Raw genomic sequence first — 20,432 nt, 5'->3', positions numbered from 1 at the left:
TCATGAGCGTGCAAACAACACCAAAACAACCTCATTACCAACGTGGCCGCGCCGCCACCGCAATATTAACGATAGAAAGATTCATGTTACTGAACGCCGTGCTTTTTGACCTGGATGGCACCTTGCTGGACACCATTCCCGACCTGGCCAACGCCGCCAACGCCATGCGCGAAGAGCTGGGGATGGCCGCCCTGCCGCAACAAACCATCGCCACCTACGTCGGCAAAGGCACAGAAAACCTGGTCATGCGCACCTTGGCGGACAATCCGGCGGGGTCGGCGCCCAGCCCGGACAGCATCAGGCACGGCCTTGGTCTGTTCAACCGCCACTACCACGCCTGCAACGGCGACAAGGCCACCTTGTACCCCCAAGTCCTTGAAGGCCTGCAAGCCTTCAGGAAGGCGGGGTTCAAGATGGCCATCGTCACCAACAAGCCCACTGAATTCACCCTGCCCCTGCTCGAGCGCAGCGGCATTGCGGGCTTCTTCGACGGCGTCGTGTGCGGCGACACCTGCGAAAAGAAAAAACCGCACCCCATGCCCATGCTGCACGCCTGCGCACTGCTGGGCGTCGCACCGGCACAGGCCTTGGCCATAGGCGATTCGGTCAACGACGCACAAGCCGCACGCGCCGCCAACATACCGGTTCTGGCTGTGCCTTATGGCTACAACGAAGGCATGGACGTGCACAATCTGGAAGTCGATGATATAGTTACGTCCATTGCCGAAGCGGCCCAGTGGGCCGCCCGCCACGAAACCGAATACCAGAAACCATGACCGCTACCCCTTATTACACCGCAAAGCCGCGCGCCTACTGGCGCTGGTGGCGTTTGTGTTCTGGGTAGCGGTAATCCACTCCCGGCGCCTTAGACCCTTGTCTTCCAGCGCCGTCAGCATTACCAGAAAAGCAGCCCGGAACCCAGAAATGGCCGGGCTTTTTTGATTCCTGTCCCGGCCTGTATGTCAACATCACACAGAGACCTCTATGACAGAAATCGAATTCAACGCACTGGCGGCGCAAGGCTACAACCGCATTCCCCTGATTGCGGAAACCTACGCCGATCTGGATACCCCGCTGGCCATTTACCTTAAGCTCGCGCATAGCGGCCCGGAAGGCGGCCGCAACAGTTGCCTGCTGGAGTCCGTGGTGGGGGGCGAACGGTTCGGGCGATATTCTTTCATCGGCCTGCCCGCCAAGACCGTCATCCGGTCCAACGGTTCGGTCACCGAGGTCGTGCACCTGGGCCAGGTCCTGGAAAGCCACGAAGGCGACCCCTTGAGCTTCATCGAGGCCTACCAGCAGCGTTTCAAGGTAGCGATCCGGCCCGGCATGCCCCGTTTTGCAGGCGGGCTGGCCGGCTACTTCGGCTACGACACAGTGCGCCATATCGAGCCTCGCCTGGGGCCAGCCGTCAAGCCTTTCCCCGCCGGTCAGGAAGAAGGCACCCCCGACATCATGTTGTTGCAGGTCGACGAACTGGTCATCGTCGATAACCTGGCCGGACGCACCTACCTGGTGGTGTACGCCGACCCCAACCAGGCCGAGGCCTACGCGCTGGCCAAGCGCCGGCTCAAGGAATTGCGCGAAAAGCTGCGCACCCCCGTCGTCATTCCCTACGCCTATGCCAGCATGCAAACCGCGGCGCGGCGCGATTTCGACAAGAAAGACTATATCGACGCGGTGCTCAAGGCCAAGGAATACATTGCCGCGGGCGACCTGATGCAGGTGCAGGTCGGACAGGTCATTGCCAAGCCCTTCCGCGACTCGCCGCTGTCCCTGTACCGCTCGCTGCGCTCGCTCAACCCCTCGCCCTATATGTACTACTGGAACTTCGACAACTTCCAGGTCGTGGGCGCATCGCCCGAAATCCTGGTCCGCCAGGAGATCGTGACCGAGGCCGAGCGCCAGAAGAACATGATCACCATCCGTCCGCTTGCCGGCACCCGCAAGCGCGGCGCCACGCCCGAGGAAGACCTGAAGCTGGCCGAAGAGCTCACCGCCGATCCCAAGGAACGGGCCGAGCATGTCATGTTGATCGATCTGGCACGCAACGACGTAGGCCGCGTCGCCAAGACCGGCACCGTAGCGGTGACCGATACCATGACGATCGAGCGCTATTCACACGTCATGCATCTGGTGTCCAACGTGACCGGCGAGCTGAATGACGGCATGAGCAATATGGACGTCCTGCGCGCCTCATTCCCGGCCGGCACGCTCACCGGCGCGCCCAAAGTGCGCGCCATGGAAATCATCGACGAGCTGGAACCCGTGCGGCGCGGCATCTACGGCGGCGCCGCGGGCTACCTGAGCTACGGCGGCGAAATGGACGTGGCCATCGCCATACGCACCGGCATCGTCAAGGACGGCATGCTGTATGTGCAAGCGGCAGCGGGCATCGTCGCCGACTCGGACCCCGAAAAAGAATGGCAGGAAACGGAAGCTAAGGCACGCGCCGTATTGCGCGCCGCCGAGCAGGTCCAGTTCGGCCTTGACGAACCCATTTAATACGCAACACACAGCTCCCGGAGAAGCACATGTTATTGATGCTAGATAATTACGATTCGTTTACCTATAACCTGGTGCAGTATTTCGGCGAACTCGGCGAAGAAGTATGCGTATTGCGCAACGACCAGACCACCGTGGCCGACATAGCCGCCATGAACCCGGCGCGCATCTGCGTATCGCCCGGCCCCTGCTCGCCCGCCGAGGCCGGCATATCGATCGAACTGATCCAGCACTTTGCGGGCAAGCTGCCCATCCTGGGCGTGTGCCTGGGCCACCAGGCCATCGGCGCGGCCTTCGGCGGCGACATTGTGCGCGCCAGGGAAATCATGCACGGCAAGGTATCCAGCATTACCCATACCGGCACCGATGTCTTCACCGGCCTGCCGTCGCCCTATGCCGTCACCCGTTATCATTCACTGGCCATCAAGCGCGACACGCTGCCCGGCTGCCTGGAGATCACCGCCCAGACGGACGACGGCGAAATCATGGGGGTGCGCCACAAGACCATGCCCATTTACGGCGTACAGTTCCATCCTGAATCCATACTCAGCGAACACGGCCATGCTTTACTGAAGAACTTTCTGACGATCTGACCCTCATATAAAAATAAGGAACTCACATGACCATCACTCCCACTGAAGCCTTGTCGCGCTGTATCGAGCACCGTGAAATATTCCATGACGAAATGCTGCACCTGATGCGCTTGCTGATGCGCGGCGAACTCTCGCCGACCATCGCCAGCGCGCTCATCATGGGCCTGCGTGTCAAGAAAGAGACCGTGGGCGAGATCACCGCCGCCGCCCAGGTCATGCGTGAATTCGCGCTGCCCGTCAACACACCCAACACGCAGGACCTGCTCGACATGTGCGGCACCGGCGGCGATGGCTCCAACACCTTCAACATCTCGACAGCGGCCATGTTCGTGGCGGCCTCCCAGGGCGTAAAAATTGCCAAGCACGGCGGCCGCAGCGCCTCGTCCTCGTCGGGCAGCGCCGACGTGCTGGAAGAACTGGGCGCCAATGTCATGCTCAGCCCTGAACAAGTGGCCGAGAGCCTGGCCGCCACCGGCATCGGTTTTATGTTCGCCCCCGCCCACCATGCCGCCATGAAAAACGTGGCCGCCCTGCGCAAAGAACTCTCGGTGCGCACGATCTTCAACATCCTGGGTCCCCTGACCAATCCGGCCAATGCCGCCAACCAGCTCATGGGCGTCTTCCACCCCGACCTGGTCGGCATTCAAGTGCGCGTGCTGGAGCGCCTGGGCTCCAACCACGTGCTGATCGTCCACGGCAAAGACGGCATGGACGAAGCCTCCCTGGGCGCGGCCACGCTGGTCGGCGAACTGAAAGACGGCAAAGTGCGCGAATACGAAATCCACCCGGAAGACTTTGGCATGACGATGGTGTCTAATCGCTCTATCAAGGTCAATAATCGCGCCGAATCGGCCGCGATGCTGCTCAGCGCACTCGATAACGCCGAGGGCGCCGCTCGTGATATCGTTGGCTTTAACGCAGGCTTGGCGATCTATGCCGGCAACCGGGCCGACTCCATCGAGCAGGGGCTGAAAATGGCCTTCGAAGCCTTGGCCAGCGGCGCCGCCCGCGCCAAGCTTGATGAATTCTGCACCTATACACGGACGCTGAACGCATGAACGATATTCTTGCCAACATCCTGGAAACCAAAAAGGCCGAAGTCGCCACCGCGCGCCAGATGCGCAGCGAATCGGACGTCCTGCGCGAGGCCAAGAGCCGCAAGGATCTGCGCGGCTTTGCCCGGGCCATCGAAGAAAAAATCGCCCAGGGCAAGCCCGGCGTCATTGCCGAAGTCAAAAAGGCATCGCCGTCCAAGGGCGTCATCCGCGAAAACTTCAGCGCCGTCGACATCGCCAGCTCGTATGCCGCGCATGGCGCCGCCTGCTTGTCCGTCCTGACCGACGTCAAGTTTTTCCAGGGCTCCTACGACTACCTGCGCCAGGCCCGCGCCGCCTGCACCCTGCCCGTCTTGCGCAAGGACTTCATGATCGATCCTTACCAGATCGTGCATGCCCGGGCGCTGGGCGCCGACTGCATCCTGCTGATTGTCGCGGCGCTCAGCCCGCAGCAACTGCGCGAGTTCGAAAATGTGGCCAACGAACTGGGCATGGATGTCCTGGTCGAGGTCCATGACCGCGCCGAGCTCGACCTTGCCCTGGAGCTCAACACCAGCCTGATCGGCATCAACAACCGCAATCTGCGCAGCTTCGAGACCTCGCTGCAGACCACGCTCGACCTGTTGCCGGCCATCCCGGAGGGCAAGCGCGTGGTAACCGAAAGCGGCATCCTGACACCCGACGATGTGGCCCTCATGCGCGAGCATGACGTCCAGGCCTTCCTGGTCGGTGAAGCCTTCATGAGAGCCCCCGACCCCGGCGTGGCGTTGCAAAAGCTGTTCTTCGCCTCCTGAGGCGCGTCATGTTCGCCGCCGCCGAAGCCGACCCGCAACTGTCCAAGGAAGAAGCCGGTCCCCTTGAGGACCGGCTGCGCACAGCGCTGCTCAAAGCGCAGTATGCAAGGCTCAAGCAAGAACAGCGCGCCCTGCTGATCGTGATCGCGGGCATCGACGGTGCCGGCAAAGGCGCTTCTGTGTGCCTGTTGAACGAATGGATGGACGCCCGCCATATCCGCACCCTGGCCTTTGGCGAACCATCGGCCGCCGAACAGGGCCACCCATGGCTGTGGCGGTATTGGCGCAGCCTGCCGGCCAAAGGCAGGACCGGCATCGTATTCGGTTCCTGGTACCGGCCCCTGCTGAAAGAAGCCGCCAGGAAGAAGCCCCGCCAGAAGAAAATACTGGCGTTCACGCAAGCCATACGCGACTTCGAAAATACCCTGGCCCAGAACGGCGTCCAGGTCATCAAGCTTTGGTACCACCTGTCGCAAACGGCGCAACGGGAACGGACTGAAAAGCTGCTGTCCGACCCCGACACGGCGTGGCAGGTCCGGCCGGAAGACATCAAGGCGCAGAAAAAATTTGCCCGGCTGCGCGATGCCGGCGCGCTGGCCATCTCGCTGACGCACGAGGCCCATGCCCCCTGGACCATTATCCCGGCGGCCGACAAGCAAATGCGCGACATCAGCACCGGCCAGGCCGTGCTGGCCGCCTTGCGCAAGCGGCGCATCGAACCCTTGCCGCATGCCGCGCAAGCCAGCACCCCGGTCCATGCACCGGCCCCCGTCCCGACGTTGAACGACCTGGACTATGCCATCAAGCTGGGCGACGATGAATACGACAAGCGGCTGCCTGAATGGCAGGGCCGCCTGGCCCGGCTGGCGCGGCACCCCGCATTCGGCAAGACCCCGGTCATTCTTGTCTTCGAAGGCCAGGATGCGGCAGGCAAAGGCGGCACCATACGGCGCGTGACCCGGGCCCTGGATGCCCGCCAGTTTCGGGCCATCCCCATCTCGGCGCCCAGCCGGGAAGAACTCGCCCATCCTTATCTGTGGCGCTTCTGGCGCGACCTGCCTGAGCCGGGCAATCTCGCCATTTTTGACCGCTCCTGGTACGGACGGGTGCTGGTCGAACGCGTCGAGCAATATGCCTCCGAAGCCGAATGGCGCCGCGCGTATGACGAAATCAACCAGTTCGAATCCCAGTTGCTGGACAGCGGCGCGGTGATCCTGAAGTTCTGGCTGGCTGTCAGCAAGGACGAACAGCTGGCCCGCTTTCGCGAACGCGAAGCCTCGCCATTCAAATCATTCAAGATCACGCCGGACGACTGGCGCAACCGCAAGCAATGGGACGCCTATGTGCAGGCGGCCAACGACATGTTCCGCCACACCAGTACGCAAGCCTGCCCCTGGCACGTACTCTCGGCCAACGATAAACGCCACGCCCGCATTGCCGTACTCGAATGCCTTGTCGAGGCGCTGGAAGCAGCACAGGACCGCAACAGCCCATGACCCTTCAACCAGAACCTTGTCCTTTGTGCCGGGACGCCGGCGGCACGGTGCTCTGCCGCAACGAAAACTTGCGCATCATTGCGGTGGACGACGACAATCATCCCGGCCTGACCCGCGTCATCTGGCAGGAACACACCGCCGAAATGACGCAATTGCCGCCGCTGGCCCGCAACGCGCTCATGGAAGCCGTCTGGCGGGTCGAACTCGCGCAGCGCCAGATCCTGCAACCCGACAAAGTCAATCTGGCCCAGTTTGGCAACATGGTGCCCCACCTGCACTGGCATGTGATCCCGCGCTGGGCCGACGACAGCCATTTCCCCGATGCTATTTGGGCCGCCGCGCCCGCCCGCTCAGCGGAACAGGCCGCCGCCTGGGCCCAGCGCAAAGCGCGGATTCGCGCCGCCTTGCCGCAATACTGGGAGGCATTGCAGAAATGTTGCAATGCAACCACATAGGGGTTACCCCGAATGCATAAATACGCTTATAATTTGCGCACTGCATTTTTCACGCGTCGACATTTTCATACAGCACACGCTGTCGCTAGCAGTTGACTGACCTCTCAGCACCCATGTCGAACGCCATCGCTCCCTGACCCCCGAGCCTTTCGCCGCGTATCCAAGACAAACGCTGCACTTTAGGTTGATTCGGTCGGCACGATGCTCCAATCAACCAGCGCTCCGGGCTCACTTCCATCGCCCCCGCTATGTGTATGCCGTTCGTTCGGCAAAGGATACTCATGTCTTTCGATACTTTAGGTCTCGCGCCTTCCCTGTTGTCCGCCGTTCTGAAAGCCGGCTTTACCGAGCCCACTTCCGTCCAGGCCGCAGCCATCCCCAAGGCCCTGGAAGGCCACGACCTGATGGTTTCTTCGCAGACCGGCAGCGGCAAGACCGCCGCCTTCATGCTGCCCGCCCTGAACCGTATTTCCCACATGCCTCCCAACAAGGGCTCGGGCGTGCAGGTGCTGGTTCTGACCCCCACGCGTGAACTGGCCATGCAAGTGGCCGACGCCACCAAGCAATACGGCGCCCACATCAAAGACCTGCGCATCGCCGTGGTCGTGGGCGGCATGCCTTACGGCGCCCAGCTCAAGGCCCTGTCGCGCCGTGTGGACGTACTGGTTGCCACCCCCGGCCGCCTGATCGACCACCTGCAAGCCAAACGCGTCAACCTGTCTACCGTACACACCCTGGTGCTGGACGAAGCCGACCGCATGCTGGACATGGGCTTCATTGAAGACATTGAAACCATTGTCGGCCGCACACCGGACGACCGGCAAACCCTGCTGTTCTCGGCAACCCTGGACGGCACTATTGCCCGCCTGGCCGCCAAGATGATGCGCGATCCGCTGCAGATCGAGATCTCGGGCCAGAAGCAGAAGCACACCAACATCACCCAAAGCCTGCTGTACGCCGACGATAACGGCCACAAAATGCGTCTGCTGGACCATCTGCTGCGCGACGCCAGCCTGGATCAGGCCATTGTATTTACCTCGACCAAGCGCGGCGCCGACGATCTGGCCGACCGCCTGGCCGACCAAGGCTTTGCCGCAGCCGCGCTGCATGGCGACATGAACCAACGCCAGCGCACCCGTACCCTGGGCATGCTGCAGAAAGGCCAATTGCGCATCCTGGTCGCCACCGATGTCGCCGCCCGCGGCATCGACGTGCAAGGCATCAGCCACGCCGTCAACTACGACCTGCCCATGCAGGCCGAAGACTATGTGCACCGCATCGGCCGCACCGGCCGCGCCGGCCGCAGCGGGCTGGCCTTCACCCTGGCTGTGCACTCCGAACGCCACAAAGTACGCCGCATCGAGCATTTCATCGGCCAACCCATTCCGGCTGAAGTCATCGAAGGCCTGGAACCCAAGAAAACGGTGCGCCCCACTTACACCGACCGCAAGGGCGGTGGCGGCAAGAGCTTTGGTCCCCGCGGCGGCTTCGGCGGCGGCAAGCCTGGCTACGGCCGCAAGCCGGGCGGCGACCGCGCGCCCTACGGCGACAAGCCCGCTTTCGAAGGCAAGCCCCGTTTTGGCGACAAGCCCGCCTACGAGGGCCGTCCGGCCCGCAACGGCGACCGTCCCGCCTATGAAGGCCGTCCTGCCTACGATCGTTCCGGCGACAGCCGCAAGAGCTTCGGCGGCGAAGAGCGCGGTGGCTACAAGGGCCGCAGCGAGCGCCCAGCGTTTGGCGGCGACCGCCCTACGTTTGGCGACCGTCCCCCGCGCAGCGAACGCCCGGCTTTCGGCGATCGGCCCGCGCGCAGTGATCGTCCAGCCTTCGGCGATCGTCCGGCCCGCGCCGCCCGCCCCGAGTTTTCGCACAAAGGCCCTGGCAAGCCCGCAAGCAGCCGTCCTGCGGCACGCCCCGGCTTTTCCAGCGGCAAGCCCACGTCGACCCGCGGCAAAAGCGCCGCCCGCCGCGGCGACTTTGCCTGATCAGCCCTGAAAAAGCCGGGCTCGCGCCCGGCTGTGCACATGCCCTGATGTCTATTCAGCGGCACCCGTCAGCCCCGCCCTTGATGCGGGGCTTTTTCTTGCCGGTTTGGCCTGGTTTGGCTTGGCGCCGTTAATCGACAATAAACAGCCGTGCGCCCACCGCCGTGCTGGAGCGATGCGCCTCGGCATGATCGGCCACCTGGTAGCTCATGCCCGGCTTGAGCACGAAGCTGCGGCCATCATCCAGCTCGGTATGCAGTTCGCCATCCAGGCACAGCAATATATGCCCCTTCGAACACCAATGATCGGCCAGGTAGCCCGCGGAATATTCAACCATCCGGACTCGCACATCGCCGAACATGCACGTGCGCCAGAACGCAACGCCGCTTTGGCCTTTATGTTCTGATTTTTCTATGGCAGACCAGTCGGTAATCCCGAACGGGATGTCGTGCATGTGCATTCGTTGTCCTTTCAATTGCCTGTGACCATCATATTACGCCGCATGCAAGCGCGCACGCGTGTTGGCAAAAATACTCAGCGGCAAGCATGGCATTAGGACGGGTCCGATTAAGCTGGTAGCATCCTGCTGAATCCGATCACCCACAAAGATAAATAATGCCCAACAAAAAGAAAACGATGTCCGACAAGAAGATAGCAGCCGCAGCGAAACTGCTGCTGGATGCCCGTGCCCGCCAAACCACCATCGCCGGCCTGCCCGACGCATGCAGGCCCGCCACCGCCGAGCAAGCCTATGCCATACAAGATGCGGTCGCCTTCGAGCTGGGCCCCATCGGCGGCTGGAAGGTCGGCGCGAAAGGCATCAGCGACGAACCCACCTGCGCGCCCCTGCCCGCGGCAACCGTCATGGCAGGCCCCGGCAAGCTTGCCTCCGGCCTGTATCCTTTGCGGGGCATCGAAGCTGAAATCGCCTTTCGCCTGCAACATGACCTGCCTTCCAGAGCGCAGCCCTACACCCTGGCCGAGGTGCTGGACGCGGTAGGTTCCGTCCACCCCGCGATTGAAGTCGTCGAATCACGCTATACAGACCGAACGCAGGCCGATCCCTTATCGGGGCTGGCCGATGCAGCCAGCCATGGCGCCCTGATTTACGGCGAAGGACGCAGCACAGATCTTGCCATCAAGCAGCCTGAACAGACCGCCGAGCTGTATTTCGACGCGCAGCAAGTCGTGCATGAAACTGGCGCCAACCCGGCCGTGGATGTATTAAGACTGCTGGTCTGGCTGGCAAACCATGTGGCATCAAGGCACGGCGGCTTGAAGGCGGGCCAGATCGTCACGACGGGATCATGTACCGGGCTGCTCTTCGTGGGCCCCACAGCCCAGGTCAGCGCCCTGCTGCCCGGCCTGGGGCAAGCCGACTTGTCATTCTACGCCTAGGCGGGCGCATCGCCGGCGACTGACGTTGCGCCGTCGGTCGCCGCTACAATAACGGGATGAAACAGCTCCTGCGCAAGCCGCTATTTTTTGCGATCCTGTTGTCGCTGCCCTTGTGGATCGTCTTCAATAACTACATCGTTGCCATCACCGTGGCATTGCTGGTGGCCTTTCTTGCGTCCATGTGCCATACCCTGTACCTGATGACCAGGAAGAAAAAACCATGAAAGCCGCCAGTACGCTGCCTGCCGGGCTGCCTGCGCCGGATGCCGACGCCCGGGCGCACCAGCAAGCCGTTGAACAGTATCTAAGCCAGCGGATTGCCGCGGCCGACGGCGGCTTCCTGCCATTCGAGCAATGGATGGACCATGCCTTGTATGCGCCCGGCCTGGGCTATTACGCCGCCGGCAATACCAAGTTCGGCGCCACGCTGCCTACTGGCGACTTCACCACCGCGCCTGAACTCACACCTCTTTTTGCCCAAACGCTGGCCAACCAGGTGGCACAGGTACTGCGAGCCAGCGATTCATGCACGGTGCTGGAATTCGGCGCGGGCTCAGGCGCCATGGCCGAGGCCATGATTCCGGCATTGCGGGAACACGGCCTGCAACCCGAGTATCAAATACTGGAAGTCTCCGCCGACCTGCGGCACCGCCAGCAAGAGCGGCTGTCCCCCTTCGGGGACGCGGTGCAGTGGCTGACGGCATTGCCGACGGCCTTTTCCGGCTGTGTCCTGGCCAACGAAGTGCTGGACGCCATGCCTGTCACCCTGTTCTGCTGGGACGGCCAGGGCGAGCTGCAGGAACTGGGCGTACGCATGACGCAGGCGGCAGCGGCCGGCGCCCCCTTCGAACTCGCGCAACGCGCAGCGCCGGCAAGCCTGCGGCAGATTTTGGCCCAGCGCATGCCGCCCCTGCCCGGCTATCAGTCAGAGGTCAACCTGCGGGCCGAAGCCTGGGTCAGGCAAATGGGCGACTGGCTGAAACGCGGCGCAGCCCTGCTGATCGACTACGGATTTCCACAGCGCGAGTACTACCACCCGCAACGAACCGAAGGCACCTTGATGTGCCACTTTCGCCACCACGCCCATGCGCAGCCGCTGATCTATGCCGGCCTGCAGGACATCACCACCCATGTGGACTTCACCGCCATGGCGGATGCGGCGCTGGAAGGCGGCCTGGATGTCATGGGCTACACCTCGCAGGCCCGCTTCCTGATGAGCGCCGGCCTGCCGCAGTTGCTGTCGTCCATGAGCAGGCCGCAGGCACATGAAGAAAAGGCCGCCGACAGCGCCACCCTGGCCTCCCAGGCCCAGACCCAGACCCTGTCGGCTGTGCAGAAGCTGCTGTCGGAGGCCGAAATGGGCGAACTGTTCAAAGTGCTGGCGATTGGCCGCGGTATCGACCCGCCCTTGATGGGCTTTATCGGCGGCGACCGCCGCGACCGGTTATAAGGGCGGATTGCCCGTGGTTTCCAGCATGCTGTCGCGCAGATGCGCAACCAGGGGCGAGCTGGTATCCCGCCGGGCCACCAGAGACAACGACAGGCAGTTTTGCGCCCCTTCATCCGACAGCTCGATAAAACGAACATGCTCGGACACATATGAACGCGTCACACCCGGCACCAATGCAATGCCCATGCCGCTGGCCACCAAGCTGACTTGAGTCTGCACCTGGATGGCCTCTTGGTTGATCTTTGGTGTAAACCCCGCCGCGTGGCACAAGGCCAGCGCAACACTGTGCAATCCTGGAACAATGGTGGAGGCATACAACACGAAATCATCGCCACGGCATTCGTTCAGGCCGATTTTCTTGCGTGACGAAAAACGGTGTTGGACTGGTACGGCCAAGACGAGATCGTCCCGCTGAATAATCCATGACTCCAATGCCGGATCATCAGCGATAGGCCCCCGGACAACACCTGCATCAATATGATGATTGCGCACCAGCTCCATCAGCCCCACCGAACTATCTTCGCGCAATTCCAGTTTGACATGAGGATACCGGGCACGAAAAGCATTCAGCGACAAAGGCAGCAGGGAATAGGTGGCCGAGCCGACAAACCCCAAGCGCAAGCTGCCCCACTCGCCCAGCGCAACCAGGCGTGCGGTACGGCAGGCTTGGTCGGCATAGAAAACGGACGCCCTGGCATCTTCAAGCATCGCCTCGCCGGCGGGTGTCAAAGTAACACCTCTTGCACCGCGCTCCAGCAACTGAGTGCCTACCTCTTGCTCAAGCTTTTGGATGGACACAGACAGCGCAGGCTGCGCAATAAAGAGTTTTTCCGCCGCGCGCCGGTAGCCGCCCAACTCGGCAATGGCGATCAATTGCTGGAATTGGCGCAGACTTGCAGACATAATTTTTATATATCACTCAATAGACAAACAATATTAGACCATTATAGATGGCTTGGCTAAGCTCTTTGGACCATGAGCCTACCTTCTTCTACTCAAGCCGCACTAGGCGGCATTCGCGTCCTTGACCTGACCTCTGTTGTCTTTGGACCGTATGCCTCGCAAATTCTGGCTGACTACGGCGCCGACATCATCAAGATCGAATCGCCCACCGGCGACTCTACGCGCCACACCGGGCCTGCCTTGGAAGCGGGGCTTTCAGCCATCTTCCTGGGCATCAACAGAAACAAACGCAGCGTCGTCCTGGACCTGAAACAGGCGTCCGCCAGGGAAGCCTTGCTTGCCCTGGTAGATCAGGCCGACGTATTCATGCACAGCGTACGCCCGCAGAAGCTGGCCCGGCTGGGACTGGACGCCGACACGCTATGCGCGCGCAACCCACGCTTGGTCTATGCAGGCCTGCATGGCTTCGGCAACAAGGGGGCGTATGAAGGGCGCCCTGCCTATGACGATACGATACAAGGGCTAAGCGGCGTTGCCGACCTGATGGCACGCCAGACCGGCACCCCACGCTACCTGCCCACCATCGCGGCCGACAAAACCTGCGGCTTGATTGCCGCTCATGCCATCTTGGCAGCGCTATTTCAACGCGAACGCAGCGGACAGGGGCAATTCGTTGAAATCCCCATGTTCGAAGCCATGACGTCCTATACCCTGGTCGAGCATTTCTACGGCCGCCATCTCCCGGGTAGCGGGGAATCGGCCGGCTACCCACGCATTCTGACCTCCTGGCGCAAGCCGTACCAGACCACGGATGGTTTTATCTGCATCATGCCCTACACCGACGCCCACTGGAAAAGATTTTTCGAGGGCAGTGGCCAGGAAGCGTTAGCAGGCGACCCCCGTTTCAAGGACATCTCGGCACGCACCGACCATATCGACCAGCTTTACCAGGTTGTCGGCATCATCATGCTGCAGCGCTCCACTCAATCATGGCTGGACTTCTGCAGCCAGCATGAAATCCCGGCTACCCGCATCAACTCGCTTGACGACCTGGAGCGCGACGAACATTTGCGCAGCGTAAATTTTTTCACTGATGTGCAGGATGCCAGCAACAACACCTACCGCTTTACGCGCAATCCTGTGCGCATGGAAAAATCCCAAGTTGTTCCCGCTATGCCACCCAAGCTGGGAGAACATACCCGCGAGGTACTCCTTCAAGCCGGCCTGTCGAACCAACAGTTAGCCAGCATGCTTGCTACAGGCGCCATCAGAACACATGGCCCGCAAGATGTATCAACAGCTCAGGCTGAACACCCCGTAGAACACCCATAAAACCAACGATCAAAGGAGACATAATGAGCCATCCCCTTCCCACTCTGGGCCGCGGCTACTACTGGCAGGAGCTGACCGTAGGACAACGCTTCCAGACCTTTCGCCGCACGATTACTGAAACAGACCTTGTCAATTTCATCAGCACCACCGGCATGCTGGAAACTATCTTCATCGACAGCACCTTCGAACGCGGCGCGATCAAGGGCCGTCCCGTACCAGGCGCCCTGACCTATGGACTGATTGAAGGACTGCTTATGCAGGGTATGGTCCAGGGCACGGGCCTGGCCTTGCTGGAAGTACACAAGAAAATGCTGGCGCCCGTTGTAGTGGGCGATACGGTCTGGGCCGAGGTCGAGGTGACTTCCCTGCGTCCAACCTCTACTCAGAACCGCGCCATCGTCGGGTCGCGCATCGACGTAAAAAACCAGCGCAACGAAGACGTCATTACCTACACCGCCACGCGCATGCTGGCGGGCAAACCGGAATAAGCCGGTCTTACAACAATCATAAACAAACACCCAAGGAGAAAACTGTATGTACGCTACTCGACGCAAAATCTGCACCGCCCTGATGATGCTGCCACTGACCCTGGCAGCCGGCGCCCAGGCCAACGCCAAGACAGACGCGTGGCCGGAACGCCCCATCACAATGATTGTTCCATTCCCCCCCGGAGGCCCCACAGACCTGATCGCACGAGTAATCGCCAAGCAGTTGTCCGAGCAAGTTGGACAAGCTGTCGTGGTCGACAACCGTGGCGGCGCAAACGGCACCATCGGCATGACCGCCGCCGCCAACGCGAAAGCGGATGGCTACACCCTTCTTTACAATACCTCGTCGATAGCATTAAGCCCCAACCTGTACAGCAAGCTGGCATTCGATCCCACCAAGGACTTTGATGCGGTGACATCAACCGCCGTCATCCCGATGGTGTTGCTGGTGCACCCATCGGTGCCGGTCGACAATGTCCAGCAATTCATCGACTATGCCAAGAAGAAGCCGGGAGAACTTTCCTACGGCAGCGCGGGCGCTGGCAATGTGACGCACCTTAGCGCGTTCCTGTTCAACCAGTCCACTGGCATCGAAGCCGAACATATACCTTATCGGGGCAGCGCACCGGCCATGACCGATCTGGTCGGCGGCCAAGTGCAGTTCATGACGAATACGCTGAACGATTCCCTGCCCTATATCCATGAAAAACGGCTGAAAGCCCTGGCCATCACCAGCGCAAAACGCAGCGACACCTTGCCGGATGTACCTACCGTGGCAGAGAGCGCGGTGTCGGGTTTCGACATGGGTGCCTGGCAAGGGATCGTCGTGCCCGCAGGCACACCGCCCGCCATCGTAGCGCGCTTGAACACGGAGGTCCGTGCCGCATTGAAATCACAAACCATTCTTGATCAGCTTGCCGCGCAAGGAGCGCAGCCCCTGGGTTCCAGCGCCGAAGAATACGATGCCTATATCCACAGCGAAATCAAACGCTGGGGGGATGTCATTACCGCGGCGGGCGTCAAGCTGGATTAAACTGCACCGCCAGCACGACCCAACTGCTCCAAGCGGGCTTCACGCATAGCTTGCTTGATGCGGGCGGGGTCGCCCTGCTGAGCGCGGGCGATAGCGCCCGCATCAATGGCGCGAACGGCGGCCACGCGCGCGCGCCACGCGGCCTGATCCACATCGCGCACGCATGCAGCGGCGGCGATCAGATCCAGGAACCGTTCGGGCTTGCGCAGGGCGTCGCAACGCTCCATTACATCCAGATGACGGACTCGGCGCCGGGCGGCGGCATCGCCCGCCGATTCGGCCTGCTCCGCCTGTCCGTGCGTGGCGGCCGCTTGCGCATCCACCGCAATCACGGCCAGGACCACCGGCAGCAGCCGCGCATAATCCTGGCACTCACTGGGTGCCTTGACGTGCCGCGCCAGGCCTTGAGGGTCGTCCGATAAGCGGCAGGCCAGCGCAAAACGCGCGGCCAGGCCCAAGCCGGCCTGCGCCGCACGCGCCAGCTCCGGCATCAGCACCTGCTCATCCCAGCACAAGCCCGGCAGCACGCGAGGCAGCGCCCCTGTCTGGGCAAGCACCTGGAACATGCGTCCGGGTTGCGCCACCATCAGGCCCTTGGCCACCTCGCGCCAGACACGCTCGGGAACCAGTGCGTCGACTTCGCCGTCGTCGACCAGTTGCCGCGCCAGGCGCAGGGTTTCAGGCGCGATGGAAAAATCGGAAAAGCGCGCCGCAAAGCGGGCCAGCCGCAGCAGGCGAACCGGGTCCTCGATAAAGGCCTGGCCCACATGGCGCAGCACCTTGGCGCGCACATCGGCCTGCCCATTCAAGGGGTCGACCAGGCGGCCGTCGGGCACCTGCGCAATCGCATTCACGGTCAGGTCGCGCCGCCGCAGATCATCTTCCAGGGTGACATCGGCGCCGGTGTAGAAGGTGAAACCCTTGTAGCCGCGCCCCGACTTGCGCTCGGTGCGGGCCAGTGCGTACTCTTCTTTGGTCTTGGGGTGCAGGAAGACCGGGAAGTCGCCCCCTACCGGAATGAAGCCCTTTTCCGCCATCTGTTCAGGCGTCGCGCCCACCACCACCCAGTCGCGGTCACCGGCAGGCAGCCCCAGCAGGGCATCGCGCACCGCGCCGCCCACAATATAGACATCCAGCCCGGCCACCGCCGGATCATGCGCGCCGTGGGTCAAGGCAAGTCGACCCGCTTGTTGGGCGAAGGCGACACCGTGCCCAGCCGCTTCTTCAGCGAGTGAGGTTGGCCCGAGAACATCATGGCGTAATAGGTGGCATTGGACATGACATTCTTCACGTACAAGCGGGTTTCAGTAAAGGGGATGGTTTCCGCGAAGATCGCGCCCTCGACCGGCGCGGCCAGTTTGGAGCGCCATTGCACCGGCCGGCGCGGCCCGGCGTTATAGCCCGCGGTCGCCAGCACTTCGGAACCATTCAAGTCGTTCAGCACCATGCTCAGATAGCTGGTACCCAGGACCGTATTGGTATCGAAATCGTTCACGGACGACGGCTTGAAATCGGCCATGCCGATTTTCTTGGCCACCCAGCGGGCGGTCGCCGGCATCAGTTGCATCAGGCCCGACGCCCCCACGCGCGAGCGCGCATCGGTGATAAAGCGCGATTCCTGTCGGATCAGCCCATACACCCAGGCCGGGTCCAGATTGATCAGCCGCGCTTTCTCGGTCACACGGCCTTCGAAGGGCGCAATGAAGCGCTGGGAAAAATCGATTTCCTTTTCGGTTTGCAAAGACGTGTTCACGACACGGTCGTAAATGTGCTCCTCGCGCGCCAGTTCGGCGGCCGCCAGCAACTGGCGGTCGGTCATGCCGCGCAAGGCATAATTCCATTCCGGCACCGCTTCCGGGCGCCAACCCAGGTCGAACAGTGCAATCGCACGGCGCAGGCCCGGGTTTTCACGCGCCTGCTTCAGCTCGCCCGCCGTGACCGGCACGGGCGCGGGAGGCAGGGAAGGCGTCTGCCCCAGCTCTTCGCTGGCCAACTGGCCATAAAAATTCAGTTCGCCCGCAATCGATTGATAATGCTGGGTGGCCGCCTGCTGATTGCCTTGGGCCGCCAGGGACCGGGCGTACCAATAGACCCACACGGGTTCGGCCGCCTGCTGCGATGACATCCGCCGTATGGATTTGGCGACCCAATCCCAATCGATGCGGGGCTGACGCAACTCGGACCGCACCTGCCAGGCATGGTTGTAGTCTGTCAGGCGCGCATTGCCCGATTTCCGATACCAGTCAACGGCATTCAGTTCGACGTTCAGCGCGGCCACCAGGCCGAACTGGCTCCAGACCCATTCAATGTCGGCCTTGGGCAGCGTCTTGGCCCACTGGCGTTCAATATAGGCCGCATTCGCTTCGCGCTCTTTGCCATAGGCCAGGCGCGACAAGGCAATCGTGACCAATTCTATGTCGGCACGCGAGCGGGGCGCCGGGCGCCCCGCCAGCCATTTTTTGGGATCCTTCATAAGCGCCGCATAATGCACCATCTGGGCGCCGTCGAACATAATGGCCGCCACCCGCTGCGCATTCGACGTCTTGTTGGTTTCAAGCGTGGCGCGCAGCAGCGTGTCGAGCTCTTTCCAGCCCACGACCTTGCTGTCGGCAAGCTGGTCAAGCATGCTCCAGCACGCCGAGTTGGGCTGGAATGCCTCCATGGCTTGCGCCGCCCTGACCCGCTCGCCCGTCATGTGCAGCGACAGCAGCCGGGAACAACGCTCTTGGGCATTGCTGTTGACCACCGGCCCCAGCTTGACGGCCAAGGGGTAATTGCCAGCGCGTGTCGCCGCAATAATCCAGTCGCCCCTGAGCCGATCGGCTAGATAGCCATCAGGATGCGTCTGCATGAACAACTGCATTTCGGCGTCGGGTACCGGCCGGGTGCGATCTTGCAGTTTCTGGCGCAACGACCAGTACTCGGCATAGGTCCCCAGAACGGGGTCCGTCTTGGCGAGCGGCAGCAGGCTTTCCAGCGCCGTCCATTGTTTCTTCTGCATGGCATCGCGCGCATTGATCACGGCTTCGCGCGCCCTGGGCGGCGTGATCAGTTGAATCGAATCCGCCTTGCCCTGCGCAGGCAAGCTTGCCTGCAGCGACGCCACCTGCACCGCGCCGCCTACGTCGGGGCCGGCCGGCGCCAGGGCGGACGCGGACGCCGGATCAGCCGCAGCACTGGCTGCCGGGGGTGTCGGGCGGTCGGCCGATGCCGCGGTACGGTCCGCGCCGGCACAGCCAGCCAGGCCCACCGACAGCGCCAGCCACAGGCTCATGCGCGAGCGCACGAACGACGGCTCGCCAGACATACTCTGGGTTTTCTGATACCGTTGTCGATTGGTTAACATCTTGACTTGATCCCACATAACATCGCCCATGAATAACAATACAGAGAATAACGCAGTCTCGGTACGCGCACGACTCAAAGAGCTCAGGGCCGCGCAGGCCCCTGTTGATCGCAATCGGGGTGCGCTATTGATCCGGGGCCGTTTGTTCACCTGGCTGGCCACCACGCGCACCGCCTTGCGTGATGCCGGGAAGCCCGTGCCGCAAAATATTGCAGCCTTCTGGCCGACCAGCGACGAGCCCGTGCTGCAGCCACTGCTCGAGCAATGGGTCGAAGAAGAAGGATACCAAGTATCCCTGCCTGTCGTCACCGCTCCCGACGCACCTTTACAATTCAAATTATGGACACCCGGCGCCCCGCTGCAGGCTGGCGCCTACGGCATACAGGAACCTGTCGGCGAGGCCGCCCCGCTACCCGATATCGTGCTGGTGCCGACCCTGGGCTATACCCGCCAGGGCGACCGCATCGGCTACGGCAAGGGCTACTACGACCGCACGCTGGCAGCGCTGAAAGCCCAAGGCCACCGCTTCACCACCATAGGCATCGCCTGGGCCGCGGGCGATCTGGCCGCGGCGGGTATTGCCCATACGCCGGCAGCGCATGATTTTCGCCTGGACGCCATTCTGACCGACAAGGGGTGGGCGGTGCCGGCGCCGGTGTTGGTCTGAGACGTCCGAAAAATCCATGACTCTGACAGTGCCTTCGACGCATGCGGTCTCAGTCTCTGACAATGAATCTCAGCGCAGCGCTGCTGCCGTACGGAAAAGAGCGGGCACCAGTTCCGCCTCGGCACGCGCTGGCGAGTAATCGTCCAGTGATGTAGCAATGCCGATCGCCACTTGCGCGCCGGAAGACACCGTCGCCAGGATCGCCACCGCGATCTGATGCATATGCACCTGATGCTGGGTGATGACATAACCGCTTACCCGGGCTTTTGCGATCTCGCCGAGCAGTGTTTCCAGATCAACAGTCGTGCGCGGCGTGAAGACCAGCGGGGGCTGGCGCAGAAACATGGCCCGCAACTCATCCTCGCTGCATTGGGTCAGCAGCATGCGGCCACTGGCATTCGACCACGCGGGCAAGCGGCGGCCCGGCAGCATCTCGGCCAGCGCGAGTTGCCGGCTGGGCAGGCGCAACAGATAAATCATGTCATCGCCCCTGCGCATGCTCAGGTTGACGGCCAGCCCGCATTGGTCGCGCAGCACCGCCAGATGCGGCGCCACCTGCGCGATCAGCGCATCCCCTTTCAGATAAGAATGGCCCAGTTCGATGGCTTTGGGCGTCAAGCGCAGCCGGCGCGATGCCTGGTCGCGCGCCAAATAGCCCAGTTTCTCCCAGGTGAACACAAAGCGCTGGGCAGCGCTTTTGCCCAGGCCGGTCATCTCTGCAAGTTCGGACAAACCCAGATCGCCAGGCTTGGCCGCAAAAGCTTCCAGCACACGCATCGCGCGTTCGACTGCGGCCACGTATAAGAACTCCTTCTTCCCGGGCGTGGCGCTATCCCTATCCTCTTGTGGAGCATCGCTCATTGGTTTTCCTCCATTGCCGAGCACGGATTTAACTGATAGTATTTTATATTGATAATATGTATTGTATAGCA

General features: G+C 62.0%; 20 protein-coding genes. 15 read left to right on the top strand and 5 right to left on the bottom strand.

From position 1 onward, the window contains the following. The first annotated feature begins 83 nt into the window (after nucleotides 1-83). The 8 genes from RE432_RS07215 to RE432_RS07180 all read left to right on the top strand — a co-directional run bounded on the left by RE432_RS07215 (nucleotide 84) and on the right by RE432_RS07180 (nucleotide 8,883). A complete protein-coding gene (locus tag RE432_RS07215; protein WP_310932617.1) occupies nucleotides 84-776 on the top strand; it encodes a phosphoglycolate phosphatase in 693 nt (230 codons plus the stop codon). Nucleotides 777-984: 208 nt separating this feature from the next. Next, entirely contained in the window at nucleotides 985-2,505 is a 1,521-nt protein-coding gene (trpE, locus tag RE432_RS07210) for an anthranilate synthase component I (protein WP_310932616.1), read from the top strand. A gap of 29 nt (nucleotides 2,506-2,534) precedes the next feature. Continuing rightward, nucleotides 2,535-3,098, top strand: coding sequence for an aminodeoxychorismate/anthranilate synthase component II (locus tag RE432_RS07205; protein WP_310932615.1), 564 nt, complete (start codon nucleotides 2,535-2,537; stop codon nucleotides 3,096-3,098). A gap of 26 nt (nucleotides 3,099-3,124) precedes the next feature. Further along, the gene (gene trpD, locus RE432_RS07200; RefSeq protein ID WP_310932614.1) at nucleotides 3,125-4,156 is read left to right on the top strand and encodes an anthranilate phosphoribosyltransferase; all 1,032 of its coding nucleotides are present in this window, start codon (nucleotides 3,125-3,127) and stop codon (nucleotides 4,154-4,156) included. Then, nucleotides 4,153-4,947, top strand: a complete 795-nt coding sequence (gene trpC / locus RE432_RS07195) for an indole-3-glycerol phosphate synthase TrpC (RefSeq protein WP_310932613.1) — start codon at nucleotides 4,153-4,155, stop codon at nucleotides 4,945-4,947. Before trpD ends, trpC begins: the two co-directional genes overlap by 4 nt. An 8-nt stretch (nucleotides 4,948-4,955) precedes the next feature. Next, nucleotides 4,956-6,443 carry a polyphosphate:AMP phosphotransferase gene (gene pap, locus RE432_RS07190; RefSeq protein ID WP_310932612.1) on the top strand — a complete coding sequence of 496 codons (1,488 nt, stop codon included), beginning with the start codon at nucleotides 4,956-4,958 and terminating at the stop codon, nucleotides 6,441-6,443. After that, a complete protein-coding gene (locus RE432_RS07185; RefSeq protein WP_310932610.1) occupies nucleotides 6,440-6,898 on the top strand; it encodes an HIT family protein in 459 nt (152 codons plus the stop codon). The genes pap and RE432_RS07185 overlap by 4 nt, the downstream gene beginning before the upstream one ends. A gap of 281 nt (nucleotides 6,899-7,179) precedes the next feature. Next, nucleotides 7,180-8,883, top strand: coding sequence for a DEAD/DEAH box helicase (locus RE432_RS07180; RefSeq protein WP_310932609.1), 1,704 nt, complete (start codon nucleotides 7,180-7,182; stop codon nucleotides 8,881-8,883). Nucleotides 8,884-9,013: 130 nt separating this feature from the next. Here the strand turns inward: RE432_RS07180 and RE432_RS07175 are convergent, their stop codons facing one another. Beyond that, nucleotides 9,014-9,343, bottom strand: a complete 330-nt coding sequence (locus tag RE432_RS07175) for a DHCW motif cupin fold protein (protein ID WP_310932607.1) — start codon at nucleotides 9,341-9,343, stop codon at nucleotides 9,014-9,016. 155 nt (nucleotides 9,344-9,498) lie between these two features. On the opposite strand from RE432_RS07175, the gene RE432_RS07170 reads away from it, so the two are divergent. From RE432_RS07170 to RE432_RS07160, 3 genes are read left to right on the top strand one after another with little or no spacing between them, the layout of a single operon-like run. Then, nucleotides 9,499-10,281 carry a fumarylacetoacetate hydrolase family protein gene (locus RE432_RS07170; protein WP_310932606.1) on the top strand — a complete coding sequence of 261 codons (783 nt, stop codon included), beginning with the start codon at nucleotides 9,499-9,501 and terminating at the stop codon, nucleotides 10,279-10,281. 56 nt (nucleotides 10,282-10,337) lie between these two features. Next, the gene (locus RE432_RS07165; RefSeq protein WP_310932605.1) at nucleotides 10,338-10,505 is read left to right on the top strand and encodes a hypothetical protein; all 168 of its coding nucleotides are present in this window, start codon (nucleotides 10,338-10,340) and stop codon (nucleotides 10,503-10,505) included. Beyond that, the gene (locus RE432_RS07160) at nucleotides 10,502-11,731 is read left to right on the top strand and encodes an SAM-dependent methyltransferase (RefSeq protein ID WP_310932604.1); all 1,230 of its coding nucleotides are present in this window, start codon (nucleotides 10,502-10,504) and stop codon (nucleotides 11,729-11,731) included. The genes RE432_RS07165 and RE432_RS07160 overlap by 4 nt, the downstream gene beginning before the upstream one ends. Here the strand turns inward: RE432_RS07160 and RE432_RS07155 are convergent. Next, nucleotides 11,726-12,634 (bottom strand): LysR family transcriptional regulator, encoded by a 909-nt coding sequence (locus RE432_RS07155; protein ID WP_310932603.1) that lies wholly within the window; start codon nucleotides 12,632-12,634, stop codon nucleotides 11,726-11,728. The two genes, RE432_RS07160 and RE432_RS07155, sit on opposite strands and share 6 nt — an antisense overlap. 72 nt (nucleotides 12,635-12,706) lie before the next feature. Here RE432_RS07155 and RE432_RS07150 point away from each other — a divergent pair, with 72 nt between their 5' ends. The 3 genes from RE432_RS07150 to RE432_RS07140 are packed head-to-tail and all read left to right on the top strand — an operon-like array spanning nucleotide 12,707 to nucleotide 15,487. Continuing rightward, nucleotides 12,707-13,966, top strand: coding sequence for a CoA transferase (locus RE432_RS07150; RefSeq protein ID WP_310932601.1), 1,260 nt, complete (start codon nucleotides 12,707-12,709; stop codon nucleotides 13,964-13,966). Nucleotides 13,967-13,989: 23 nt separating this feature from the next. Continuing rightward, complete coding sequence (locus RE432_RS07145; RefSeq protein ID WP_310932599.1) at nucleotides 13,990-14,454, top strand: MaoC family dehydratase N-terminal domain-containing protein; 465 nt, start codon at nucleotides 13,990-13,992, stop codon at nucleotides 14,452-14,454. 46 nt (nucleotides 14,455-14,500) lie between these two features. After that, entirely contained in the window at nucleotides 14,501-15,487 is a 987-nt protein-coding gene (locus tag RE432_RS07140; RefSeq protein WP_310932597.1) for a tripartite tricarboxylate transporter substrate binding protein, read from the top strand. Here the strand turns inward: RE432_RS07140 and RE432_RS07135 are convergent. Together RE432_RS07135 and RE432_RS07130 are read right to left on the bottom strand one after the other, a co-directional pair. After that, complete coding sequence (locus tag RE432_RS07135) at nucleotides 15,484-16,659, bottom strand: tRNA CCA-pyrophosphorylase (RefSeq protein WP_310932596.1); 1,176 nt, start codon at nucleotides 16,657-16,659, stop codon at nucleotides 15,484-15,486. The two genes, RE432_RS07140 and RE432_RS07135, sit on opposite strands and share 4 nt — an antisense overlap. Beyond that, complete coding sequence (locus tag RE432_RS07130; protein ID WP_310932595.1) at nucleotides 16,656-18,794, bottom strand: transglycosylase SLT domain-containing protein; 2,139 nt, start codon at nucleotides 18,792-18,794, stop codon at nucleotides 16,656-16,658. Before RE432_RS07130 ends, RE432_RS07135 begins: the two co-directional genes overlap by 4 nt. 67 nt (nucleotides 18,795-18,861) lie before the next feature. On the opposite strand from RE432_RS07130, the gene RE432_RS07125 reads away from it, so the two are divergent. Beyond that, the gene (locus RE432_RS07125; protein ID WP_310932594.1) at nucleotides 18,862-19,500 is read left to right on the top strand and encodes a 5-formyltetrahydrofolate cyclo-ligase; all 639 of its coding nucleotides are present in this window, start codon (nucleotides 18,862-18,864) and stop codon (nucleotides 19,498-19,500) included. Between the two features lie 69 nt (nucleotides 19,501-19,569). Here the strand turns inward: RE432_RS07125 and RE432_RS07120 are convergent, their stop codons facing one another. Beyond that, on the bottom strand, nucleotides 19,570-20,361 hold the full coding sequence (locus RE432_RS07120) for an IclR family transcriptional regulator (RefSeq protein ID WP_310932593.1): 792 nt from the start codon (nucleotides 20,359-20,361) through the stop codon (nucleotides 19,570-19,572). Nucleotides 20,362-20,432: the final 71 nt, after the last annotated feature.

The organism is Pusillimonas sp. SM2304 (genome assembly GCF_031628915.1).
Taxonomy (GTDB): domain Bacteria; phylum Pseudomonadota; class Gammaproteobacteria; order Burkholderiales; family Burkholderiaceae_B; genus Pusillimonas_C.
This window is presented reverse-complemented; position numbering and strand designations above follow the sequence as displayed.